The organism is Paenibacillus qinlingensis (assembly GCF_031455095.1).
GTDB lineage: Bacteria > Bacillota > Bacilli > Paenibacillales > NBRC-103111 > Paenibacillus_E > Paenibacillus_E qinlingensis_A.
Window position 1 is genome coordinate 1631582 of record NZ_JAVDSB010000001.1, and the last position, 24509, is coordinate 1656090.

Annotated in this window: 14 protein-coding genes and 2 pseudogenes; 2 read left to right on the forward strand and 14 right to left on the reverse strand. The window is 42.9% G+C overall.

Annotated elements, in window-relative coordinates; genetic code table 11:
• The first annotated feature begins 43 nt into the window (after window positions 1-43).
• Complete coding sequence (locus J2736_RS07440) at window positions 44-8392, forward strand: glycoside hydrolase family 94 protein (RefSeq protein WP_310224897.1); 8349 nt, start codon at window positions 44-46, stop codon at window positions 8390-8392.
• 333 nt (window positions 8393-8725) lie between these two features.
• On the opposite strand, the pseudogene J2736_RS07445 reads toward J2736_RS07440, so the two are convergent.
• Window positions 8726-9526 (reverse strand): annotated as a pseudogene (locus J2736_RS07445) (DHA2 family efflux MFS transporter permease subunit); the annotation flags it as partial.
• Window positions 9527-9910: 384 nt separating this feature from the next.
• On the opposite strand from J2736_RS07445, the gene J2736_RS07450 reads away from it, so the two are divergent.
• Window positions 9911-10261, forward strand: coding sequence for a cupin domain-containing protein (locus tag J2736_RS07450; protein WP_310224899.1), 351 nt, complete (start codon window positions 9911-9913; stop codon window positions 10259-10261).
• Window positions 10262-10991: 730 nt separating this feature from the next.
• Here the strand turns inward: J2736_RS07450 and J2736_RS07455 are convergent.
• The 13 genes and pseudogenes from J2736_RS07455 to J2736_RS07515 all read right to left on the reverse strand — a co-directional run.
• Window positions 10992-11165: pseudogene (locus J2736_RS07455) on the reverse strand (transglutaminase-like domain-containing protein); the annotation flags it as partial.
• 633 nt (window positions 11166-11798) lie between these two features.
• Window positions 11799-12266, reverse strand: coding sequence for an alpha/beta hydrolase family protein (locus J2736_RS07460; RefSeq protein WP_310224901.1), 468 nt, complete (start codon window positions 12264-12266; stop codon window positions 11799-11801).
• 14 nt (window positions 12267-12280) lie between these two features.
• Entirely contained in the window at window positions 12281-12631 is a 351-nt protein-coding gene (locus J2736_RS07465) for an alpha/beta hydrolase family protein (protein WP_310224903.1), read from the reverse strand.
• 188 nt (window positions 12632-12819) lie between these two features.
• Complete coding sequence (locus J2736_RS07470; protein ID WP_310224905.1) at window positions 12820-13611, reverse strand: hypothetical protein; 792 nt, start codon at window positions 13609-13611, stop codon at window positions 12820-12822.
• A gap of 227 nt (window positions 13612-13838) precedes the next feature.
• Window positions 13839-14135, reverse strand: a complete 297-nt coding sequence (locus J2736_RS07475; protein ID WP_310224907.1) for a hypothetical protein — start codon at window positions 14133-14135, stop codon at window positions 13839-13841.
• 334 nt (window positions 14136-14469) lie between these two features.
• On the reverse strand, window positions 14470-16665 hold the full coding sequence (locus tag J2736_RS07480) for a hypothetical protein (RefSeq protein ID WP_310224909.1): 2196 nt from the start codon (window positions 16663-16665) through the stop codon (window positions 14470-14472).
• 30 nt (window positions 16666-16695) lie between these two features.
• On the reverse strand, window positions 16696-17823 hold the full coding sequence (locus J2736_RS07485; RefSeq protein WP_310224911.1) for an efflux RND transporter periplasmic adaptor subunit: 1128 nt from the start codon (window positions 17821-17823) through the stop codon (window positions 16696-16698).
• Between the two features lie 48 nt (window positions 17824-17871).
• The gene (locus J2736_RS07490; protein WP_310224913.1) at window positions 17872-18750 is read right to left on the reverse strand and encodes a carbohydrate ABC transporter permease; all 879 of its coding nucleotides are present in this window, start codon (window positions 18748-18750) and stop codon (window positions 17872-17874) included.
• A gap of 12 nt (window positions 18751-18762) precedes the next feature.
• Entirely contained in the window at window positions 18763-19629 is an 867-nt protein-coding gene (locus J2736_RS07495) for a carbohydrate ABC transporter permease (RefSeq protein ID WP_310224915.1), read from the reverse strand.
• Entirely contained in the window at window positions 19626-21002 is a 1377-nt protein-coding gene (locus tag J2736_RS07500) for an ABC transporter substrate-binding protein (RefSeq protein WP_310224916.1), read from the reverse strand. The genes J2736_RS07495 and J2736_RS07500 overlap by 4 nt, the downstream gene beginning before the upstream one ends.
• Window positions 21003-21144: 142 nt before the next feature.
• Window positions 21145-22284 carry a TolB-like translocation protein gene (locus J2736_RS07505; RefSeq protein WP_310224918.1) on the reverse strand — a complete coding sequence of 380 codons (1140 nt, stop codon included), beginning with the start codon at window positions 22282-22284 and terminating at the stop codon, window positions 21145-21147.
• A complete protein-coding gene (locus tag J2736_RS07510; protein ID WP_310224919.1) occupies window positions 22281-23744 on the reverse strand; it encodes a sensor histidine kinase in 1464 nt (487 codons plus the stop codon). The genes J2736_RS07505 and J2736_RS07510 overlap by 4 nt, the downstream gene beginning before the upstream one ends.
• On the reverse strand, window positions 23728-24444 hold the full coding sequence (locus J2736_RS07515) for a response regulator transcription factor (RefSeq protein ID WP_310224921.1): 717 nt from the start codon (window positions 24442-24444) through the stop codon (window positions 23728-23730). The genes J2736_RS07510 and J2736_RS07515 overlap by 17 nt, the downstream gene beginning before the upstream one ends.
• Window positions 24445-24509 lie beyond the last annotated feature (65 nt).

Here is a 24509-nt window from a genome sequence, read left to right on the forward strand (position 1 = left end):
CAGTAAGACAAGAAATTGTATAAACTGATCTCCGGAGGGGCCAATGGTAAATCATACAGATAAAATTTGTCAAAGAGCGCGAGAACTTGCCTTACAGCATACGCCAACGTTAGTGCGAATCCAACCCAAATACATATGGAATCAATTTGAGAAAAACATAGAGAGTTTAAGGGATTTTGTTAAATCGTTGCAAAACAGTCCCGCAAGTTGTGCCTTACCAGCGGAAGAATGGCTTCTTGATAATGCTGAATTTATTGAGGAACAAGCCATAGAAGTAAAAGCTAATTTTACCAACCGCTCTTTTGATTACTTACCTTCTTTACAAAAGAAGGGTATGTTAAGAATCCAGAGTCTTTGTGAGGATTATTTGGAGCAAGTTGACGGTACAATGGATGAGGAAACCCTTGTATCCTATATGAACGCATATCAAGAAGTATCGGCGTTGAAACTTGCTGAAGTCTGTTCCATTTCACTCATATTAAGGATGTCTTTAATAGGAAGGCTGTCTGAAACGATGGCACTTGTACGGGAACGTCGGGAGGTTTGCGTACAAGTCGAACAGTTGCTTTCAAAAATAGAACCTTCCAAGTTAAATCCAGAGACGATTAACGCGGTCTTAGAAGAAGCAGAGCAACAATTACCGCTTTCAGGTCCATGGATCGTTCATTTAATTAGTCACTTGCGGGAGTGGGCAGAGGATTCAGGTACAGTACGGGAATGGTTAGTTTGCAAATTAGAGAATAGTTCGATTGATCTAGACCGCATTGTATCATACGAACATCAGCTTCAATCCTCCTTTCAGGTTAGGGCAGGTAATTTAATCAGCAGCTTGCGAAAAAATGAGCGTATGGATTGGAATAGCTTATTTGAACGCGTTAGCTTGTTAGATCAAACGCTTCGTCAAGATAGTACGGATGACTATTCGCTTCTTGATTCGTATAGCAGGAACGAAATCCTGAATCAAGTTGAAAGATTAGCACACCGTATGCGCATTCCCGAGAATTTGATTGCCACACATGCCGTAGCTCTTTCGAAGGAAGAGCATGAACGGTGGAGTGAAAAAAAAGAGCAGGCAACTGACTTACCACGATCGACGTTTGTGGCCTATTTTTTATTTGAACGAGCTGGAATCAAGAAGTTAGAGAATGCCTTGCGATTATGCAGCAAAACTAGACCAGTACGTGGAATCGGTATTGCCAAAAGATCAACGGGTACCTATTTATCTCTGTTAATCGGACTGTTCATGCTTGTACTTATTGCCTTTGGTACTTGGATTGGCGGAACTCGAGGATATACACCGGTAGGGTGGGTAGTTGTTTTACTTATGCTTTCCCTTCCTGTAAGCGAATGGGTCATTACTTGGCTCCACTTTGGCATTGAACGAATGATACGCCCTCGGCCTTTGCTGCGTTATGATTTTTCAAATAGCGTACCTTCCACTGCAACCACGATGGTCGTCATTCCTGCCATATGGTCGACTACAGAAGAAGTAGAAGAGCTTGTTGATCGTCTGGAAATTCATTATTTAGCCAACCGCGATCCAAACATACATTACGCTCTTTTGGGAGATTTTACTGATGCTGCGGAGGAAACACTTCATAAAGACGAAGCGCTTGTTACTTTTACCAAAGAAAAAATTGCTACACTCAATCGGATGTATGCGATCCCAGAAGGAGCAACCTTTCATTATTATCAGCGCCGTAGAAAGTGGAACCCTGCTGAGGAAGTTTTCATGGGATGGGAACGAAAACGCGGGAAATTAGTGGAATTCGTCGAGTTGATGAAAGGGAGTAAGGTGACGAGTTTCGACTCTCTGATAGGTGATACGGAAAATCTACGGTCATTTCGCTACATAATAACCTTGGACTCGGATACACAGCTTCCGATGGGAAGCGCACAGAGGATGATTGGCACGCTGCATCTTCCTTACAACAGACCACGCTTAAATCAAGCGCGAACTAGGGTCATTGAAGGTTACGGAGTCCTGCAGCCTCGAATTGGAACTAGTTATGAGTCAGCTATGCAATCGAGGCTTGCTTACATTTGTTCGGAGCCAGGATTGGACCCGTATGCCTTTGCCGCTTCAGATCCTTACCAGGATGCAATGGAGCAGGGGATTTTTACGGGAAAAGGTATTTTTGATGTGGATATATTTGCAGAGCTTCTATGCGAACGTATTCCTGAGAATACAGTGCTTAGCCACGATTTGCTTGAAGGAGGCTTTCTGCGGGCAGCTCTACTGTCGGATGTTGAACTGATCGATAACCATCCGTCAAAGTTCCTAGCCTATCAACAGCGCTTGCACAGGTGGGTCCGAGGAGATTGGCAGCTGCTCTGTTGGCTTTTCTCTCATGTTTGCGACCGTCGCGGAACATTAAGACCCGTAGATCTGTCCGCTATTACACGTTGGCAAGTGATCGATAATTTGCGCCGCAGCTTACTTCCAATTGCTTATTTAATACTATTGGCACTTGGTTTAACTGTTCTGCCTGGATCCTCGATAGGTTGGTTTTCTTTCATTCTCGTAACCATGCTATTACCGATTATCCGGCAACTTGTTCACATTAAGACCGTCATTTCGCATCCACGTAGGATATTGTCTACGGTTTTACACGTGCTAATGAATATGGTAACTTTACCATTTCAATGTGCGGTTCTTCTAGATGCGATCTGTAAGTCCCTATACAGACTGTTGATTAGCAAACGTCATATGCTTGAATGGACAAGTTCTTCTCAAATTGATCGAAATGCGAAGGGGAAACCACAGGCGTTGCTTCTGGGAGCACGTGTCGGATATGGATTAATTATTCTCTTTGTGATAGTTGTAGCGCTGCAGCAGGAGACTTCACTGAGATGGATGGGTTTCACGCTCTGTTTAATTTGGGCTGGAGCTCCTTTCGCTGTACGCTGGCTGGACCAACCCATTGCACATAACGAGCTGCAGTTCACCCCAGTGGAAGAGGACCAAATGCGTGTTTTGGCTAAACAAATTTGGGCATTTTATGAGGATTATGCGGGGCCGCAGGATCACTTTCTACCACCGGATAATGTGCAAATGGATCCTCCAAATGGCGTTGCGCATCGCACGTCTCCAACCAATATTGGCTTCTTGTTGACAGCTGCCCTGGCTGCTCGGGACTTCGGATTTATTAATACTCCCGAGCTTGTGGAGCGTTTAGAACGGACTGTGGGCACCGTCGAAAAGTTAGACAAATGGAACGGGCATCTCTATAACTGGTACGATACCATTTCCCTTGATGTACTGCCGCCGGCTTATGTCTCAACAGTGGATTCGGGGAATTTCGTGGCAAGCTTGATGACAGTTAAGCAAGGATTAGCCCATTGGCTAAAGACTGATTTCACACGAGGCATAAATCCATTTCCGTCAATTTTTGCAGGCAATTCGAGTTTACAAGTTGAGTTTTCCGCTGAGCTCGATCAAACAAGTCCTGAAGAAGTGACATACATTGGACAAGAAGATCCTTATGTTTTTAACGAAGTGAAGCAAGAGAAGAACTCATCACCCCAAATAGCCTCTAGTGATTGGCTAGAGCTCGGCAACAGGCTGATCGATCGTCTCGAGACATTGATCATGGAGACCGACTTCAGACCGCTTTATGATTATAAGGCCAAACTTTTCGTACTGGGTTTCCATGCGTCTTCGAACCAGCGGGATAACATTCTCTATGACCTCTTAGCTTCCGAGGCTAGACAGACAAGCTTTGTTGCGATCGCATTAGGACAAATATCTGTATCCCATTGGAATGCGCTCGGTCGAACGGTAAAAAGGCAAGGGAATCAGATTTCTTTGGTTTCATGGTCCGGTACAATGTTTGAATACTTGATGCCAGGGCTGATTATGCGCACCTATCGGAACACGATCTGGGAGAGTACGTATCGAGGTGTCGTGAACCGACAAATTGAATATGCGCACGAACGGGGTGTCCCTTTCGGTATCTCAGAATCCGGTTATTACGCGTTTGATTACCAAATGAATTACCAATACCGCGCTTTCGGTGTTCCAGGCCTAGGTTTCAAACGCGGTCTTGAGCAAGATTTGGTTCTGGCGCCGTATGCGACAGTCATGGCACTTCCTTTTGCCCTGCGTGAAGGCTTGAAGGATTTGCAACAAATGGAGAACCTAGGTGCGCGCGGACAATATGGCTTTTACGAGGCCATCGATTATACCCCGGGACGTATGCCTGAAGGAGATACTTACAAGATTATTCGAAGTTTTATGGCGCATCACCAAGGAATGAGTTTACTGACGCTTGCCAATGTATTGCTGCCGAGTAAAATGGTTGATCATTTTCATCGCGATAAACGGGTGCAGGCCGCGGAACTCTTGTTACAAGAGCGGATTCCACCACGGAATACGATAATAAATCGTGAATTATCCGGTCAGTCACGAATCGAAAAACCGAAACCTGCTCATATAGCTCCTCTACGGGAATACGACACTGCCAATACGGCAGTACCGGAAGTAAATATACATTCGAACGGGACACTTACCACGATGATTTCTAATAGCGGCAGCGGGTTCATACGGTTTGAAGGCATGGATGTAACCCGCTGGCGGGAAGACCCAGTGACGGACAACTGGGGAAGTTATATGTATATTCGGGATGTCATATCGGATAAAGTGTGGTCTCCGACTTTTCAACCATGTCGCTTGCCGTCAAATAAGCAACTTGCGCAGTTCGCACAAGATCGTTCTACGTTCTTATGTGAAGACGGGGATGTGCACACGACGCTTGAAATCTGTGTATCACCTGAGTCGAACTCAGAAGTTCGTCGTTTAACGATTGTCAATAAGGGGAGTGAAGCTCGGACGCTTGAGGTGACGACGTTTCTCGAAATCGCATTAGCAGCTCATAATGCGGATAAAGCTCATCCAGCGTTTACTAAACTATTTATTGAAACACAATTTGAAGCAGCGGCAGAATGCCTACTTGCCCGTAAACGTCCTCGAGATGCTGGAGAAAAATCCGTGTGGGCGTACCACATATTAACGGCTGGCGGCAGGCCACTTGGGCCGGTAGAATTTGAAACCGATCGTACACGGTTTATTGGTAGGGGATATACGTTATCAAGACCTAAGGGAATTACAACCCGGCTTGGCAGCACGGTTGGGTCGGTGGCGGATCCTGCATTTATCATGCGTCGGCGATTAACGCTACAGGCTGGTGAACAAGTTGAATTGACAGCTCTAACTGGCGTAACAGAGTCAAAGGAACAAGCAATAGATATTGTGCAGCAGTTGTCTCAGAAACAACAAATCGAACGATCTTTTCAGCTTGCTTGGACGAGGAGTCAAATTGAAGTTCAGCATTTACATATTTCTATTGCTGATCTAGCAGTTTTTCAATTGCTTGCGGGTTGTACGTTATACGCGGCACCCTTACACCCAGAGCGGGAGAGTAGTATTGCAGTTAACGAAAAGGGACAGCAGGGATTGTGGGCTTATGGGATATCAGGTGACTTGCCCGTCGTTATAGTACGGGTTTCAGATGCGGTAAATCTTTCATTTATTAACAAGCTAATCATTGGCTATGAGTACTTGCGTCATAACAGGCTGTTCATCGATCTTGTGATACTGAATGAATCGGTCGAAGGATATCAGCAGGATTTGCAGGAAGCTCTTCGGCGCATGGTCGAACAAATCATTAGCGGACAAGGATCAGGGCAAGGGGGCGTTCACGTACTGCCCGTCACTCAATTAGCAGACGGCGATAAGTCATTGTTGTATGCAATATCCCGTATTGTGCTGCGAGCTGACGGTCCAAGTCTAAAGGCGCAATTAAAAGCATCTGTTCCGAGCTACACTTCGGATGAGACAATTCCGATAACTGCACCACCAAACCGCTTTGCTCCTGCAAAGGCTGTTGAAACGAATGATCTCCTCTTCTTCAACGGTTGGGGAGGTTTTACGGCAGATGGACGCGAGTACCACATCGTTCTTAAAAACGGTAATTACCTGCCTTCACCATGGATTAACGTCATGGCTAACCCGAAATTCGGATGTATAACATCGGAACTGTACACAGGGTATACATGGTGGCGCAACAGCCGCGAATGTAAATTGACGCCATGGTCAAACGATCCCTCCATCGACCAACCAGGTGAAGTATGTTACTTACGGGACGAAGAAAGCATGGAGTATTGGTCGTTGACTCCAGCTCGCGAGCAAGTTACTTCCAGCTATAAGGTTGTATATGGTCGCGGGTATACGCGCTATCAGCATGAGAGTCATGGTATTCAACAGGAAATGACCGTTTTCGTTCCCCTTGATGATCCGATTAAAGTAATCAAATTACGTTTGCACAACACCACGTCCGAACAGCGGAAAATATCGGTCACTTATTATGCGGAATGGGTACTTGGTGTGCACCGTGAAGGGAATGCCTCTTTCATCGTCTCGGAATGGGATTCAGAGAATGAAGTACTGATGGCACGAAATACGTATCAAGAGAATTTCCGCGACGCAACCGCGTTTTTAGCGATTCGCCCGCAAATGGAAGCATCGGCAGAGTGGGAGAAGGGAAACCGTCAGGAAGCTGATAGCACCTATATGGATATGACATGGACATCGGATCGCTTGGAGTTTATTGGCCGGAACGGCAGTATAGACCATCCTGCTGTCATGAACCGACTTCACTTGTCAGGCACAACAGGGCCATCCTATGAGGGCTGTGGAGCTATTCAAACCAAATTCGTAATTAAGCCTAATTCTGAACAAATTGTTTACATCTTACTAGGCTGTGAGGATTCTCGTGACACCGCGGCTGAGCTTACACAGAAGTATCGTCAAACTCATGTTTGCGATCAGGCATACGAGGATGTGATCAAGTTTTGGGATGATGAAATGAGTACGATTAAGGTCTCTACACCTAGTCCTGAAATGGATATCATGTTGAATAACTGGTTGCTCTACCAGACACTTTCATGCCGGATGTGGGCGCGTTCTGCCTTTTATCAAGCGGGTGGGGCTTACGGTTTCCGGGATCAACTGCAGGATTCACTAGCGTTGCTCCATAGTCGTCCTGACCTCACAAGAGCGCAAATTGTACTTCATGCCAGCCACCAGTATGAAGAAGGCGATGTTCAACATTGGTGGCATGAGGAAACGCACCGCGGTATCCGTACTCGCTTTTCTGATGATCTGTTGTGGCTCCCCTATGCTGTGGTCAGGTATATGGAACATACCGAAGATGAGAGCATATTGAACGAAACCGTTCCGTATCTTCGAAGCGAACCATTAGGTGAAAAGGAACATGAACGCTATGAGCCGACCGTGTTGTCCGAGCACAGTGGTACGATCTTAGATCACTGCTTACGAGCACTCGACCGAGGTTTACGGTTTGGCGAGCATGGGCTGCCGCTTATCGGAATAGGAGACTGGAACGACGGGATGAGTCGTGTTGGCGCTGAAGGACGAGGCGAGAGCGTGTGGCTCGGCTGGTTCTTGGGACTTGTTTTGCATGGAATGGCTCATTTATGTGAACAACGCAATGAGCACGAGCGGGCAGAAAATTACAGGCGGATACAGGACAAACTGGCAGATTCACTTAACGAAAAAGGGTGGGACGGCCAATGGTTCCGACGAGCGTTCACCGATTCTGGCGAATGGCTTGGTTCCATCCATAATGCGGAGTGTCGAATTGATGCAATCGCCCAATCATGGTCCGTCATCTCAGGTTTGTCGCAGTCAGACAAAGCGTTGCAGGCTATGCGTTCATTTGATCGTGAACTTGTAGATCGAAGCTTGTCGGTAGCGCATATTCTGTACCCACCGTTTGATCAAACGGATCCAAGTCCAGGTTACATTCAGGGTTATCCTCCGGGGATCCGTGAGAACGGAGGTCAATACACACACGGTGTAATCTGGAGCATTATTGCTTGGTGTGGGCTTGGTGATGGAGACAAAGCCTTTGAACTATTCCACATGCTGAACCCGATCATGCATACGAAAACGTCATCTGAAGTTCGAAAATATGTGGGTGAGCCTTATGTTATGTCTGCTGACGTGTATACAGAGGAGCCTCATAAAGGTCGTGCTGGATGGACGTGGTATACAGGTGCGTCAGGTTGGATGTACCAAGCCGGCATAGAATGGATTCTCGGTCTGCGCCGTAGAGGAGAACGGTTGTTCATCTGCCCAAGTATACCAAAAGAATGGCCGGAGTTCGCGGTAATCTACCGTTTCGGAAAATCTGAGTACCACATTACGGTCACAAATTCATTACAAAAGTCCGTTGGACAAACAACGTTATCGATTGATGGAAAGGCAGCTGATATGAAAGAGTTCACTACCGAGGAAGGTCCTTTCATCCTATTGCATGACGATAGTGAAATCCACCAAGTCTTACTGTCACTACCAAAAATACAATGAGGCCTCAGGAGGTCCTGTATAAATGAAATCAGTTCTTGACTCGCATTGTGGTATGCGGTTAAGAACTGATTTTTTTTTGTTGTAATAAAAGTTTGCAGTTGAGGTCAGGAAGTTAGAGGGGGAACCGAGGTTAGTTGTAATCAGAATGCTTCTGATTGAGGATATCGGGTTAGTTTTCATCCTTATCTTTGTCATAAGGTTCGCGATCTTCTTCGTAATACATGATATGCACACCTCCTTAAGCATAGGATAGTTTCATTATAGACAATGTTTATGATCGGAGAATCAACTTGAATGTATTGTAAATGTAAAATGTACAGTTGAAAATGTAATTCAGGACGAGGGAAGAAGAAGCAAGCCTGTATCCATAGCAGTGACGCTTTGTACTTTTTGCAGGAAGACAGGGGCTAGAAGAGTACCTGCATATAGACTAATTGTTAAAATGTTCGTAATGATACTAAGCGTATAACGGCCGTTTCGAAACACTCGAATATTAAGTAGAGGAGTGCTCGCTGTAAGTTCGCGGACGATGAACAATATTAAGGAAATACTGCCAACGATGAAGAGACCAACGATTTTGTCAGATCCCCAACCCCAACTATGACCCTGGCCAAATGCCAGCAATAACGACGCACTCCCAATAATGACAGTAATGAACCCGAGAAAATCAAAACTTTTGGGAATATTTAATCGATAGTAAGGAATATATTTTGCCACTAAAAATATAGCAATGATCCCAATTGGGATATTCATAATGAATAACCATTGCCAAGCAAAACTTTGTAACAGCCATCCACTTATTGTTGGACCAAAAGCTGGTGCTAGTGAGGCGGCAAGTCCCCAGAGTGAAATAGCAAATGCCTGTATTTCCTTAGGTATTACTTGGTAAACAATTGCCATTGTAACTGGAATAATCAATCCACAAAATGCCCCCTGTAAAATACGAAACACAATTAGTGAATCGATATCCCAGGCGATAGCACATAATACGGAAGATAGGGTAAACCCGACTAGAGAGTAAAGAAACAATTTTTTATAGCTTATCTTCTCTCCTAGATATCCTACTGTTGGTGCTAATGTCCCAGTAGCCAACAAAAAACCAGTTAAAGTCCATTGGACAGTACTTAACTCAGTTTTAAATTCATTCCCTTACTATGATCTGAAATCATTTAAATAATCCTCCTTTTTTTAAATAGATTACTTCTCTGTCTTGTTTGTCACTCGCACAAATAGTAACTCTCTTATAACAATCATTCAGTAAGGTAGATTACATGTACGAAGCAATTTCTCTATAAGCAAACCAGTCAATGGAGATTGAAAAAGGGCTGTTAAAAATGACTTCCTATATAGTAGTTGATAAGGGAACATATAAATCAACCCTGACATCGCATAAAACAACTAACTTTTCCTGATAATATGAGGTGTTATTCTAGCGTTCTTTTGCAGGCGCGGAAGTCTCTTGATTGCAGAAATTAAAGAATAAGGATTACTCCTTAATGAAGGCAGACAGGTGTTATTGTGCCTGTTCATAGTCATAGTGATCGTGAAACTTTTATAGTTCTAACAGGGGAGCTTGAGGCTTTTATGGAAGACAGTTGGAAAACTGTTAAGGCTGGCGATACGCTTGATATTCCGGGAGATGTGAAACACGCATGGAGAAACTCCTCAAATGAAACAGTAAAATTGCTGGTAGTATCGACAGTGAATATGGGAGAATTCTTCAATGAAATCGGTGTTCCTGTGGAGAATGTGAAACCAGGTCCTCCTACGCCAGAAGCTTTACAACATTTTGTTACAGTAGCATTAGAATATGGCTACTGGTTAGGAACGCCTGATGATAATGCGTCAATTGGTATTAAACTTGGTTAATCGGATTATTTGATGAAATACCCTTTGAAAGACAAAATTATAACTTTTTGGTTACTATATAACACAAAAGTAAGTACTATTCAATTGGGCATTTATGCTCCCATAATGACTTTTGTGAAGAAGCATAAATTAAAAGTAAGAGGCTTCCGAAAATAAAGGAGGTATTTCCTAAGCCACTGTTGCAAAACGTGAGAGTTTTCGTATAAGTCCTTGAACTTAGGAACAAAGTATTACTAATTCATTTGAAAAACCGTGCTGCAGTTGCCCCAATGACTCGCGTTTCTGCCGAAAAGAATGGAAATGCAAATGATAGGCGCGATACTATGAAAGCTATGCTGCGGGTGGATTCGGTCTTGTGATTACCGAAAACCTACCCAGATGAAGAATATAGTCAAGGATATAGCTTTCAGCCAGGCATCGCGAATGCTGGAACATTCAACAAATCTTTGCCGCGTGCAGCCTATTGTTCTAACTGGCAGATTCTGATTTGAAAAATAAATAGACTCCTTGGTAAGGGGGGCGCTCGCAAGTAACGAATACTTATTCACAAAATCCGTATTTTATACATATGTCCGTGGGGGTTTATATCCATCCATACTGAGTGACATTTGTGCATTAGCTCGGTTGATTGTCATAAATGACAAGAACTTGATCCCATTCCCGCGCGCCGGTTTTTGAATGGGCAAAAAAAAGCCCTCCAGACATTTTCTTCTCCCCCTTTTTGCGTAGCTCCCCGTGCATCTAGGCGTACCCATCTTTCTATTGATCTAAAGAAAACGGCATTTAAGGCATGGATGCAGTACCCTGTATCTGGTGTATCGCCTATTGTAAGTCGTTGATAACAAAAACCGGTAGGAATCCCTCTATTTCTTAATATAGAGCACAATAAATTTGATTTAGCGTAACTATTATCTATGTAACCAATAAAACAACTCCTCGATTGAATTAGTATTCAACAGATTTTCGGGGGACAATTGATTATCCCTCCACATTTCCTTGTCTTCATTTTTTAGCCATAATGCAGCTTCCTTAAGAATTGAAAGAAAGTCCTCCAACTCATTTTCTGAAATACTCTTTATTATCAGCTCCATAGGAATACCTCTCTATTTAGTATTTTTACCATCCATTAAACTAATGTTCACCGATAGCGTAATAAAGTTCGGGTCCATTATGTGTCGGTAGAGTCTGTCCCTCGTGTTTGGGCAGCTATTATCCGAGCATTATGTATTTTAATATTCTCCCTCTCCAGTTCACTTTGCCTCCGTTGAATCCTGGTTAATTTCCTGACTATGGTTTCCAGCCTGAAAACAACATAAATTGGTAAGAGTAAGGAAAGAAATACAACCGTCCAATTTACCACATCATCAACCTCCCTTTGTTTTTTGAAGAGTATAGTTTGTTATAGCATATGACGGCTACTCCACCACGCATAACTGCTGCCGTTAACATAATAAACGCCAGTCGATCGTAATGAACGACTGGCGCGGTGGGTTGTATTAAGCAGCTATAGTTCCTCGATAGATGAACATTAATCTACTTATTGCTTTAGTTGCTCATTAAAGAAATCAACTATTCTCGTTCTGACTTCATCAAATTTGTCTCTAAGGGAATGGTCTGAGTCTGGGTATTCCACATACCTATAGTCTTTATTGAGTTCGTCTAATTTTCGCACAAAATCTCTGACTTGTTGCAAAGGAACCATCTCGTCTTTCCCCCCATGGAAGATTAATAGGGGGACATTTATATCATCAGCCCATTCAATCGGCGAGCGTTTTATGTATTCATCCTCATTTTTACTGGGGTGCCCAACTAAACGATCAAGAATCCCTTTCATAATATTAGTGCGTTTATGATAGAGATCAACCAAATCCGTGGGTCCACTCATGACGACGGCGGCACGGAGACTCACTTTTTTCCTAATCGCTAAATAAGTCATTAATCCACCTCTCGAAAAGCCAAGCATGACTTTTCGATCCGTGTCTGCATAAGGTAATTGCTTTGCCAATTCGACGAGATTCATCACATGTGAATATCGTCTCCGCCCCATCGATCTTGGCCTTCTCCTCCGTCGTTGCCCCTGTATTGAGATGCAAGAACAACATATCCCTTTTTCGCCAAAAAAGAAAAAAACGTGGATAGCTGCCTGATTTCTATCAATGATCGATCTTCTGCCCCGCCACGGTTATAAATTATCAGCGGAGCTTTTCCCGGTATTTCTTTTGGTTTTACGATGAACCCAACCACTTTCAATCCATCGCTGAGGTAATGAATTCGAAATGCTTCGGCATGATCTGAGTGATTGCTTGGCATCAGCCCGATACGTTCTATTTCGAGAATCATACTGCCTTTGGAATTTATGCTGGAGACCATCAATAGTCCTCCTTGTACATTTTCTGCTTTATTACACCTATTCGCTAATATCCAAAAAATTCCTTTTCCTGAAGTAAACTGCCCCTTTAGCACAGCGAACAAAAAACGGATGCATTGGCATCCGTTTTTCCGCTATCGTTTTCCATAATTTTAGTGTGAATTAAACTGTTATTTGCATCTCCTCAGAATTAACTTTTCGATTTAATTTCAATCGTTTCATTCTTTGGTCTTACCCAACGTTCACCTTGAGGGAGGTTAATCTTATACCAAGTAATTACATTAGCGGGTAACGGAGCATATTGCCACTTAGCAATTGCTTGTACAGTGCCCGGTTCCAGTATTTCTCCGCTACCCTCTTGTTCGTAAGGTACTAAAAAAACGGTCTCAGCCCCCATTAGCTTTAGTTTAAAATCGATTGGTTCGGCATGGACATCCTCCATAAGGGCTGGGTTCATAATCCACTTTGGACCCAGCCACGTATCAATTTGATACCATGTTCCGGATTGCCCAGATGCACTCATGGCATTAATGACGTACTTTGGTCCGTAATGTATTGTGGCAGTAGAGAAAATCTCTTGTGGGGCAAGCATTAGATTTGTTTTAGTATTGGTGTCTGGTTGGTTAAATAAATTTGCCGTTTTTAAGAGCGTTAATGTATTCCTTTGTTCCGCATAAGTACCATATAAGACTTTATCATCGTCCCGTATCCAGCGGTCTCCAAGCCAAGTCTGCACCTTTAACCATTCATCAGAACCTCTTTTGTCATAGAAACTAAAAGGTGAGTCCGGGGCAAGCTGCACATTTTGATAAGGCGATATTGCACCAAGAGGACTGCTGCCTCCATCATCTCCTGGATATAAATTTGTATCTTGGATTATTACAAAATTTATGGGAGGTGCCGCTTCTGCGTGAATAGGATACGTCGTGCTCATAGTCATCAAGAAAGTCGTTAGGACAAGACCAATAAATTCCTTTTTCATTCTAACTTCACTCCTTTATATATATTCCAAACTTTTCCAACATCGTAATAGACGCGATATCCATATATAAAGTTTCGAAATACAAGCTCAATTAGAATTTTATTATACGCCCAATAGCTTAATGAGGCTGCCGATCAAATTTCACGGCAGCCTCACTTTGAAGTTTGTTGTTAAACTAACGTTCTTACGTTAGCGGAACACTTCAAAGCACTTATAAGTGTTTCCCGTTATTGTGGTTTAAGTTTGTTTTGAATAACAAAGAAATGATTAAAAACTCCTATTACTCTTATTTTATTGTTCTCGTCTCCGAAAATTTGGGTTTTTGCCATCATGAAAAATTGCAAGGAACGAATATGATTAGACATTAAATCGAGGTTTGTATGAATACATTTATCACTTGCCCTTTCACAATTCAATCCATGTTCTGCTTGAAGATATGCATGATAGTCTTTTGAGCTTGGCTTTGTAGCTACCAGTATAATAAGTAGCGCAATAATGGGTAGGATAATAAGCCTTTTCTTCATTACGTCTCTCCCTCGAAGATTTTATGCATTGGAAAGAAAATAAAGGAAAAATTACCTTATAAATAGATACGCATCAGGGAAGATGTTGTTGCTCTAAACTGCCCATTTAACATTGCTGTAGGTGTTAGTAGTGTGAACTTGTATAAAAAAGGACGCCTCGCTAAGATGAGTATGTACAGGGATGCAGCCCTCAATACTCATTTTAGGAGGCATTATTAAGATTGACATTAAAATGGTTCCTCTAATGTCACTCGCAAGTATCAGTTTTTTATATGGGACTGTTTGATCTCCTTCTCGTTTCTTACGTGAGTATTTTACTTATATAGTTGCAACGTTAATCCGTTGTGGCAAACCAATCGTTTTTTTGACTGGCGAGAAGGTTGCGATGGCCTTGGAATTCATCATACATTTTTAAGGTGTACTGTTTAAGAAATTGCTGCTGATAAATAAGGTCTTTATCTATAATTTTAATGGCAAAACTATCATGCTTCCCAAGTAAAAGACGCGTTTTACCCGCTTGATCGTCATCTAAAGCCTTAGGTTCAAAATCCTTCACATCATAGGCACGTTCGAACGCCATTCTACCGTCATGATCTTCAAATGAAAGTATAAGCTTATGACCTTCCAGGTTCGCTTCCACGCTCGTATCTTTGATTATTTCATAATTGAATTTTAATGTGAGTTCATTTATTCCTTGCTCGTTGCCAGATATGGATGTCGCAATTTGACTCAAAGAAATGGAAAAAGGATACAGATTTACATCCTTCAACTGCGTCATGACATTCTGCATTGCATCTGGCAGCCAATAGGCAACAGGCTTCACGTACAGCACGTCACTTGAATGTCTTCCGACATTGTTATTCTGGGTATTGGACTTGTTCGTAAGATTATTTTGTAAGATGCCTTCTGCCTCTGTTTGAATCGCTTCCCCTAGAACAAGCTGTAATCCTTTAGTGCTGTAACCTTTGGGAAGTCGGGTCCACGCAGTGACTTGGGCCTTGCTGGAAGGATTCAGTTGGCTATCTACTACCTGGATGGTTGCCGGGAATATTGATCCGTCCTTGGAGCGATAATAGCCAACCAGCTTAGGTAAGTAAGAATAGCGCTTCTCTAAGTTCTCAATATGAACTTGGGTTACAAACAGTTCAGAGGAACTGCTCTCATAGAGAGTGGTTCCGGCAATAGCATATTTGCTTCTGCGTCCAGCCTCACTTATGGTGTATGTCTCTGTTTGGTCGACGTATGGAACGTCCTGCCTCACCTTCAAGTTAGAGAATGACAATACATCCATTCTCTCAACTCCCTCTTCTATCTGCTGCAAGAAAAGCTTTACGTCCGTGAAGGAGGTCGTATAAGGAAGTTTACCGATAAATTGCACAGTTAGACTCTCTCCTGCGTTCATTCCGATTGACTTGGCCATCTGAATCATTTTCGCTTCAATTTTAATGCCGCCGTCCAAAAGAAAGTAGCCGGTTAGATTGGGAATAGGTAAGGAGTGATCCCCTTGATTGCGAAAAACTAACTCAGCTGTAAGCATATCCTGATCATTTAGAGGTTGTCGATTTAAACTCTTCAACTGAGCGGTATAGAGACCGTTTTGATCGACAAATGTATAGTCTTGTCCCGTAATTCCAACTTCCGGCTGCGTTATTTGAGGCAGCTGAAAAGACGCAACCGGTAAATGGATAATGAGGTCTTTGTCCTTCACTGTGCTGCTCATGACAAGCTCCCAGGTATTCGTGGTCACGTCGGTTGGAATAGATCCAAATAGCTGAATCTCTGCGGAATCATTCGAATTAATAGTCATATCTTTGTCTTCCTTTGCCTCTAGAGGATAAAGGCGTCCGTCGGAGGAACGCATATAGAAGATATAGCCAGACACCTTAGTAGGTTGTCTCCCCGTATTTACCAACTTGATATAGACGGTCGGAACGTTGTTATTCTCATTCTTGTTAGTAAGGAATCGAGAGACTTGAACATCCACGGGAACGCCATTTATAAGAAGAGTCTGACTGCTGCCCGCAGGGACAGCCATGCTGTAATCTGCAGGAATACTTATTTCGCCAAGATGTTGTTCATAACCAGGCAAACTGAAATTCCATTTATTAATTTGAAACACCAGCTCTTGAAGCTTGGTGGAATCATTCACATTTGCATAGAAACTAATTTCTTGGCTAGAATGCGGAGCAATCTGCTGCTTGTCTTTATCCACGGGATTCATCTTGGTGGGAAAGAATGAGCCCGATCGGCTCTTCAAACGGATCCAATAATCAGATAACAGAATTCCGAAGTTCCCGTCGTTATGCACGATGACAGTATATGTTGCCAGTTGACTAGTCTGATCAGGTACCAGTTGTACGTTTTTCAGTTCAAAACTGAGGCCATCTTGCCAGACTACACGCCCGATGGTTGGTATTATCTTACTTTCGTCCCCATCAGCATAGGCAGGTAATCCTGTGGTTAACATAAAAGTTAGGGTCAACGAAGCTGCAGCTATGGAAACCTTTGAAGGAATATTTAACTTTTTCATCTATTTTCTCCATCCCCTCTTAAAAATAATTTATATGCGGATTCGACTGCCATCCTTCAGCGGTTCACTGCTCTCCATAATAATGGAGGATTGATCAAATAGGCCTTGACCGACGGCTGCTGACTTCCCATCGTCATCCGTTACCGTGATTGCCGTTTTTCTGGCATAAAAAGCATTGCCTAATGGGCCCTTTCGTTCCTCAACCGTATAGACGAACGGACCTTCCGTATCTTCTTGAATGGCTTTATGTGGAATTAATAACGTGTCTGAAGCAGCTGTTTTGACCACATTCACTTGAGCCTGTTCGCCACCTATTAAACGTTTATCCATCATTGCAATATGCACGTTCTTCTGGGTCGAATTGGAGGTTGCCAAACTTTCTTTATCGCCTGGGATGGACTGGACGTTCTGCATATCGGTAATTTTTCCTTCCACCTTCATGGCTGCGCCTTGAATCGATACCTCTAAACTTTCACCTATTTGTAATTTGGAAGATTGCGAAGCAGGAATTTGGAGTTCGAGCTCAAAACCGCTGCTTTCATTAGCTATACGGACATCTGGCCCATCGCTATTGGTGGACAATCCCTCTTTCGCATTCACCGTAACAATTAACCCGTCAAAAGGAGCCTTGAGCTCCTGGTTGTTTGCCAGCTTCATTTGCAATCTTTGAATTTTCTTGGTTTGAAGTTCCTGATCCAGCGCATTATTTTCTAATGCTACTCTCGCCCTATTGATATCAGCTTGATTCGCATTTTGATTTGCCTCCTTAAATAAGGTTTGCAGGTCGTCCGCCGCAAGCTTCAGCTTCTGCAAGCTAGCTTGCTGGTCCTCAATCTCCCACTGTGCCTCCGAACTGTCGTAACTGATCAGCCGTTGGCCTTGCATGACGCGATCTCCTGCTTTTACATAAACCTTCTCTACCTTTTCTCCAGCACTCTGAGTTAAAGCGGTGATTTGCTTGGGGTTGATCGTGCCATTGCCTGTAAATGTGTAGCTCAATGCTCCTTTTTGTACCGACAGCGTCGCTACTTTTGGCAAAGTCATGGTAAGCAGCGTATTGCTGAACAATGTACAAATAATTAGTCCGCCGATAAAAATAGACGCCAGAATTTTGATCGTTGTTTGCCGGCGTCGATTGCCATTCTCTATCTCTTGCAAGGATGAATCTACCTCCTGGGGAATTTGCCAAAGTTCGGCAGCAACCAGCTACCCTTTGATGCCGGATAACTGGATCCCTCTAATAAAATAAGATTGCGCATAGGCGAATAAAAGGACAATCGGAGCCATATAGAGAACAGAAGCCGCAAAGCTTACACCACGAGCTTCTTGATTTATTCTTGATAAGTATAGTGATAAGGGCTGCATGAAAGAGTCCTGAAGGAAAATAAGCGGTTGCTCCACCATATTCCAATAGTCTACAAATAACAAGACAAGGAGCGCCGCCAATCCCGGCTTAATCAACGGCAGGATCAGTTGGTGAAAAATGACCCCATGACCTGCACCGTCCATTTTGGCCGCTTCTATATAGGCAATTGGAATATGCAGCATAAACTGCCTTAGCATAAAGACTCCAAAAGCGCTAAACATACCGGGGAGAATGATCGCGGCGGCCGTGTTTAGCAACCCAAGCTTATCGGCAATGAGATAATTAGGAACCAACGTCACTTGAAATGGCATCAGCATCGTAAGGAGATACAAAAAAAACAGCTTGTCTCTCCCCGGAAAACGCAGCTTCACAAACGCGTAGGCCGCATAAGATGCAACGATCATCTGCCCCACGATAATGGGGACGACCATCACAACGGAATTCCAGAACATTTTCAAAAATACGGGATTCTTTATCAACACTTGGTCAAATTGCTCAAAGGAAACCCAATCCGGTATCAGCTTTAGGTTGACGAAAGCGTTCTTCTGCCCATCTGTGACGTCGATCATCTTGCCAAGAAGATCATAATTGAAACGAATCTCTTGTTCCGACATCAAGGCATTCGTGAACGTGACAAGAATCGGAAACAGCATGATAACCGCGATAATCGCTACAACCACTGACAAGCCAAATTGTCTTACGAATAAAAATTTGTGCATCTTGCACCTCGCTTACTCCATGAAATTACGAAACCGCCGTTCAACAGCCAGCATAATGGAAACGAGCACCAATATACTTCCAGCCATGACCGTGGCAGCCGCCGTAAGCTTCTGCATATCCAACGATTGAAACATATTGTTCATGTAATGCTGAAGCATATAGATGCGATCATGCGGATAGTCGCCTGCGATCAGATAGGTCTCCCGAAATACGCGAAAAGAATTAATAATCGACATGAAGAGGACTAGGAATAAGGTTGGCGTCAGATAAATCAAGGTAATATGGGTAAATTGCCGAAATAGTCCTGCCCCTTCCATGGCTGCGGTTTCGTAATAGTCCTTTGGAATACTTTGTAATCCAGCTAAAAACAGAATCATATTATAGCCAACATTTTTCCATATAAAAACGAGTATAACGACACTCATCGACCATTCTGACTTCATCCAATCCACTCTCGCCAGATGAAAATGATTCAGCCAGGCATTCACACTGCCATTCCAATCGAACAAGATGCTCCATATCATGACAATGGAAGCTGAAGGAACGACTAATGGCAGGACAAAAGCCGTTTGCAATGCCTGTTTCATCCAAATGGGCTGATTAAGCACTAGCGCGAGCAGCAATGACAAAAGAATGAGGAGCGGAACGCTAAGTCCTGTGAATAGAAGCGTGTTTTGTGATGCCTTTAGAAAAGAACCGCTATGGAACAATACCGCATAATTGTGAAGCCCAACAAAAGAGCCGCCTGTTGGGCTGTCCATGAATGAATACACAAAACCCATACCTAGTGGTATCAAGTAAAAAATAGAAAAACCGGATAGGCTAGGTATCATAAAAAGGAATGCGGACAACCACTCCTTCAACGCCAAGGGTCTCATTCGTTCAAAAGGAGTGTAGCCTTATTTTGGATCAGTTTAGCCACATCCTCAGCTGATTTCTGTCCTTTGAAGAAAGCTTCCGATTCTTTCGCGATGATTTCGTCCAATTTGGAATTCATGTAAACGAGAGGATTCGTCGCATCAGAAATGAAGGCATCCATCTTTTTAATATCGGCTTCCGTCACCTTAAATTCCTTGCCGTGTAACTGCCCTTCCTCAGGCGCTTTTATCGTTCCGGCCTTGAGGATTTGCTGAGTCACATGGAGATACGCTTTTTTATTCAATGGGAAGCCTCCCGGCAGGACGGCATCCGACGACAGGAACCTCATATAATCCCATGCTTCATTTTTAACCTGCGACTTCGCATTGATGCCGACTTTTTGTCTAGGCAGGAAGTATCCGCCAGGCTTCATACCCTCTCCTTTTGGAATGCTGTATAATTTCGTTTTTGAATAGGTTGACCTGTGGAAAATAAAGTTATTTATGGAAGAGATGTTATCAAAAGAAAAAAACGTATCATACGACCCGGCCTGAGATATGATATTTTCATTTGCCATCTGTTTGACTTGCTTCATTAAGCTGACAAAAGGTTCAGAATCAAAGCTCGCCTTCTTATTTCCTTCATCTACAAATGTGGTGTAAGACTCATGAAACATCTCATTCAGTAACCCTCCAGTATAGTAGTTAATCACGTAAGGGTGTCCGCCTTGCGTTTTCATCACTTTGGCCGCCTGCAGGAACTGGTTCCACGTCCAGCTATTATCATCGAAGGTAACGGCCGATTTCTCGATCGCCTCCTGGTCACCGAACAAGCCAAACATATAGAAACTTAAAGGCATCCCGAATAATGAGCCATTGACCTTGCTGTTGTCCAAAATATTGTTAAAATAATCTTCCTTGTGGAAGGATGAGTCTTTATTCATCATGTCGCTTATATTAACCAGCATGTTCTTATTCACGTATTGCGCCATGGGCAACTCATCAAGCACGAGCAGATCAGGGCCTTTACCAGCCAACATTTGCGTATTTATCGATTTCAGATATTTTTCATCGTCCGTATCCCAATTCGCATCATTGCCTTTGGGGTGCGCATAGGTCATCTGGATATCGATATTCGGATGCATGGCTTCATATTTCTTCTCGGCCTCATGGAGATAATCCTCATCAAAATACGATGAGAAGGCAATAGTTTTTTTACCGCCGGCAGGAGTGCCTGGAGGACTTGCTTGTGTTTGATCATTGCTGGTATTGTTCGCGGTAACTCCCGTAGATGGTATAGCTGAAGGACTCATTTCACTGCTATTTCCATTGCTGCAAGCAACCAAACTCATTACGAGCACAATACTAGGAATCAAAGATAATCGTTTTTTCAAAATGCTCATCTCCTCTATAATCGTGTACTATTTATTTATAAATCATAGATGTTGCGGAGACTTCTCCAACTTGTAAACAAAATGTATCTAAATCATAACGCGCGACAAAAAAACCAAATCGGCTTCATGCCAACTTGGTTTTTTATTGTAATGCAATTAGAAGAGCATCATAGTCCCGATCCGGAGCAGGGGCAGGAGCCGACAGCGGTTTACTAGTCACTTCTGTTGGATGGCTCCTGTTCATAAAGACAATTTTTTTATTATCAGGACTCCACTGCATGTGATCTGGGGTCCAGCCTTTATACAACAATTTTTCGTTAACAAGGCTATTGCCTTGAAACTTGGCTGCATAAATATCCCCTTGTTCCTTCGCATACACGATATATTTATGATCCTTCGATAATTGAAAGGTACCAATATGCTCCATCAACGTCATTGTTGTCGAATTGCGAAGATCGTATAGAATTAAACTGCCATCCGCACTAGCGAACAGAATTTGATTCGAGTTCAGGTAACTGAATGCCTGACCTCCCCCGAGCGGATGTTCATATTCCTGAATGAACCCGCTGTCCGTTATACGTCCAGACACGAGGTAAGTATCATTTTTGACATGTTTGGTGATCAAAGCCCTTTCGCCTTCATCCGAAATTTCACCAAGCTTACTATTCGATACCGTCCATCCAGGAATACTGAATACGCTCGTACCCTTCTGTTTCACGTCATACCTATGAATGCGTGGATCCAATTCCCCTTTATCCAAAGTGACAAAGGAAAGATATTGGCTATTCGCAGACCAGTGAAGCGTGCAGTCTTTATTACCGCTGTCCTTCTTGTCCCACAGGCTTGTTTCTGTCTGGTCTAACAAGTTCACAAGCATGAGCTTATGTAACCCTTCATCTGTAAAATATGCAAGCTGAACGCCGTCCGGCGAAAGAGAGATACATTGTGCCGTTTCAGGCAGGTTCTTTATTTCTTGAGCTGCGCCTGATTGAAAATCGACACGTGCGATGCTTCTGACGGACCCGATTCGAATCGTTTCAACTAATTGATTATTATCGTTCCATCCTAAAAAATTGTTGTCTCCGCGGTATTCCTCTGGCCCATCTCTGGTCGTCGAAAGCTTATAGATTTTATTTACGGCAAATTCTTTGTTAATCGGCTCACTGCTTGGTTCGGCTTCTGGAATAATGACGGTTTTGGGTTCCAACTCCGTCGCACAGCCAGTTAGGATCATGCCGATAAGCAGGCAGGTCATAAACAATCGGAACATGCTATGGTTCATAATTCGCTGCCCTCCGATCTTTCATAGGGCAGCTGAATATTGACTTGGATGCGCTGATCCACGCTAGAAATTTGGATATAGCCACTATGATCATTAATAATCGACTTGCAAATCGCAAGGCCCAAGCCTCGGCTCCCTCGTTCTTGCCCTTCTAACTTCTCGCCTCGGTAAAATGGTTCAAATATAAGGTCAAGATCTTGCTTACTTAATGTTTCCCCTTGATTCGTCATGATCACGTTCACCATTTCTGAGCGAATTTCTGCTTTAATTTCAATTGTTGTATGCGGATAACCATATTTAATCGCATTATCAAGAAGATTGATAAATAGTTGTCGAAGCTTATGCTTATTTCCTAGGACCGCCAGATCCTCCTCAATCTCATTGCGGATAGACTTCTGATATCGTTGTGCTTTAAAGGCCATTGCTTCACTTACGCTCGTAAGAATTGACCCGATATCGCACCATTCAAATGGCTCCTCGGAGGCGGATTCCATTGAAAGCTCCAATAGCTTCAACACCAGTTCATGAAGCCGTTTACTTTCGTCGATGATGTGATTCATTCCCTTATCAAAGAAATCCTCGTCGCTCCAACCGTTTGCCCTAATCATTTCGGCGTAGCCGAGAATGGAGGTTAAAGGTGTCTTTAATTCATGTGTAACATTATCGAAAAATTGTTTGCGATGGAGATTCAGCTCTCCAAGCCGATCGCGGTCCTTTTCGATGCGGTGGATTTGAATTTTTATTCGATTAAGCATTTTGCTGAAGTTAAATGCCAATTGTCCGATTTCATCTTTCCTTTTTACATCAATATCGATGTTAAGATTTCCCGAGGTGACTTCCGTAGACGCTTGTGTCAGTCGAATTATAGGAATGGTTATATGTCTCGATAATAGATATGAAAACAAAAAGGCTGCTGCAAAAATCGCAATCGTCATGTAATAAATGACCCGAATAATTTGTTTACTTTGCTCATAAAGCAAAGTAAAATCCCTGGAAAAACGCAATATCCCCACAGCTTTCCCATCGATAACGACTGGATAGGCGAAATAGACGTTAGCCAGACCGTTTACATAAGAAATCGTGTAGGCTGTTTTGCCATTCATGGCTTGTTTCAAATCATTCTCAGTGGTCTCATTACTGTGAAATAGATTCGTTGTATATATTTTCTGACCCTCTACGGTGTACGCACTAATTTCATTCGAAGAAACTTGGCGTAACTCTTCCACCATTTCCTTTGCAATTTGCTGAAAATAGATTTGATCATTGGTAAAGTGATTAATCAGAAATGTTTGCTTGATATATATATTGCTGTTCTTCTTTAGACTAATCAAATCCTCTGTGATAATCTTCTCATTACTGTCATCTATAATATGTACAATAAAAAGGTTTAACGATAGCAGCGCGATGAGAAAAATGATAAAGAGCCCTAATAAAAGCTTAACTTTAATCGTTAAAAACATGGGATTCATCCACCTGTTTCTCGAATTTATAACCCACGCCAAAAACCGTTGTAATCCATGCATTTAAATCTAATTTTTTCCGAAGTCGTTGAACATGAATATCTACTGTTCTCGTGTCTCCTGCATAGTCATATCCCCATACTACATCCAACAGCTCCGAACGAGTAAATACCTTGCCCTTGAACTTGTACAAAGTAATTAACAAATCGAACTCCTTCGGAGTCAGCTCAACCGTTACATGATTTTTCCGAATCAATCTTTCTTCCAAGAGAATTTCTATATCTCCAAGCTGTATTCTGACGTCTGGCCCTTCCTCCAATGTCCGATCTAACTGTTGAATACGACGCAAGATATTGCGGATTCTGGCTACGACCTCCCGCATGTCGAACGGTTTAGTGATATAATCATCGACCCCGAACTCTAATCCAACAATTTTATCCGTAATATCGGATCTGGCTGTAATCATAATAATTGGCAGGTTCTGTGCTGCGGTTACTTTACGGCAAATATCCAGTCCACTCATATCCGGAAGCATCCAATCGAGCAGAAGCAGCTGAGGATTGAAAGTCTCAATTTGACGTAGTCCATCAGAGCCAGTATTCACTGCCATCGTATGAAAGCCTTCTTTATTTAAAGCATATGCAAGCAAGTCGGCAATCGCCTTCTCGTCTTCTATAATCAATATCCTGCTTTTCTCCATAGGAAATGCCTCATTCCTTTCAAAGACATGTTATCAAAACTAGCAACAAATTTCCATTTGTGTTT

Coding starts and splice junctions, on each gene's coding strand:
- J2736_RS07440 (WP_310224897.1), top strand. CDS start 44: ATGGTAAATCATACAGATAAAATTTGTCAAAGAGCGCGAGAACTTGCC.
- J2736_RS07465 (WP_310224903.1), bottom strand. CDS start 12,631: ATGGTCTCCAGCATAAATTCCAAAGGCAGTATGATTCTCGAAATAGAA.
- J2736_RS07470 (WP_310224905.1), bottom strand. CDS start 13,611: ATGAAAAAGGAATTTATTGGTCTTGTCCTAACGACTTTCTTGATGACT.
- J2736_RS07475 (WP_310224907.1), bottom strand. CDS start 14,135: ATGAAGAAAAGGCTTATTATCCTACCCATTATTGCGCTACTTATTATA.
- J2736_RS07480 (WP_310224909.1), bottom strand. CDS start 16,665: ATGAAAAAGTTAAATATTCCTTCAAAGGTTTCCATAGCTGCAGCTTCG.
- J2736_RS07490 (WP_310224913.1), bottom strand. CDS start 18,750: ATGCACAAATTTTTATTCGTAAGACAATTTGGCTTGTCAGTGGTTGTA.
- J2736_RS07495 (WP_310224915.1), bottom strand. CDS start 19,629: ATGAGACCCTTGGCGTTGAAGGAGTGGTTGTCCGCATTCCTTTTTATG.
- J2736_RS07505 (WP_310224918.1), bottom strand. CDS start 22,284: ATGAACCATAGCATGTTCCGATTGTTTATGACCTGCCTGCTTATCGGC.
- J2736_RS07510 (WP_310224919.1), bottom strand. CDS start 23,744: ATGTTTTTAACGATTAAAGTTAAGCTTTTATTAGGGCTCTTTATCATT.
- J2736_RS07515 (WP_310224921.1), bottom strand. CDS start 24,444: ATGGAGAAAAGCAGGATATTGATTATAGAAGACGAGAAGGCGATTGCC.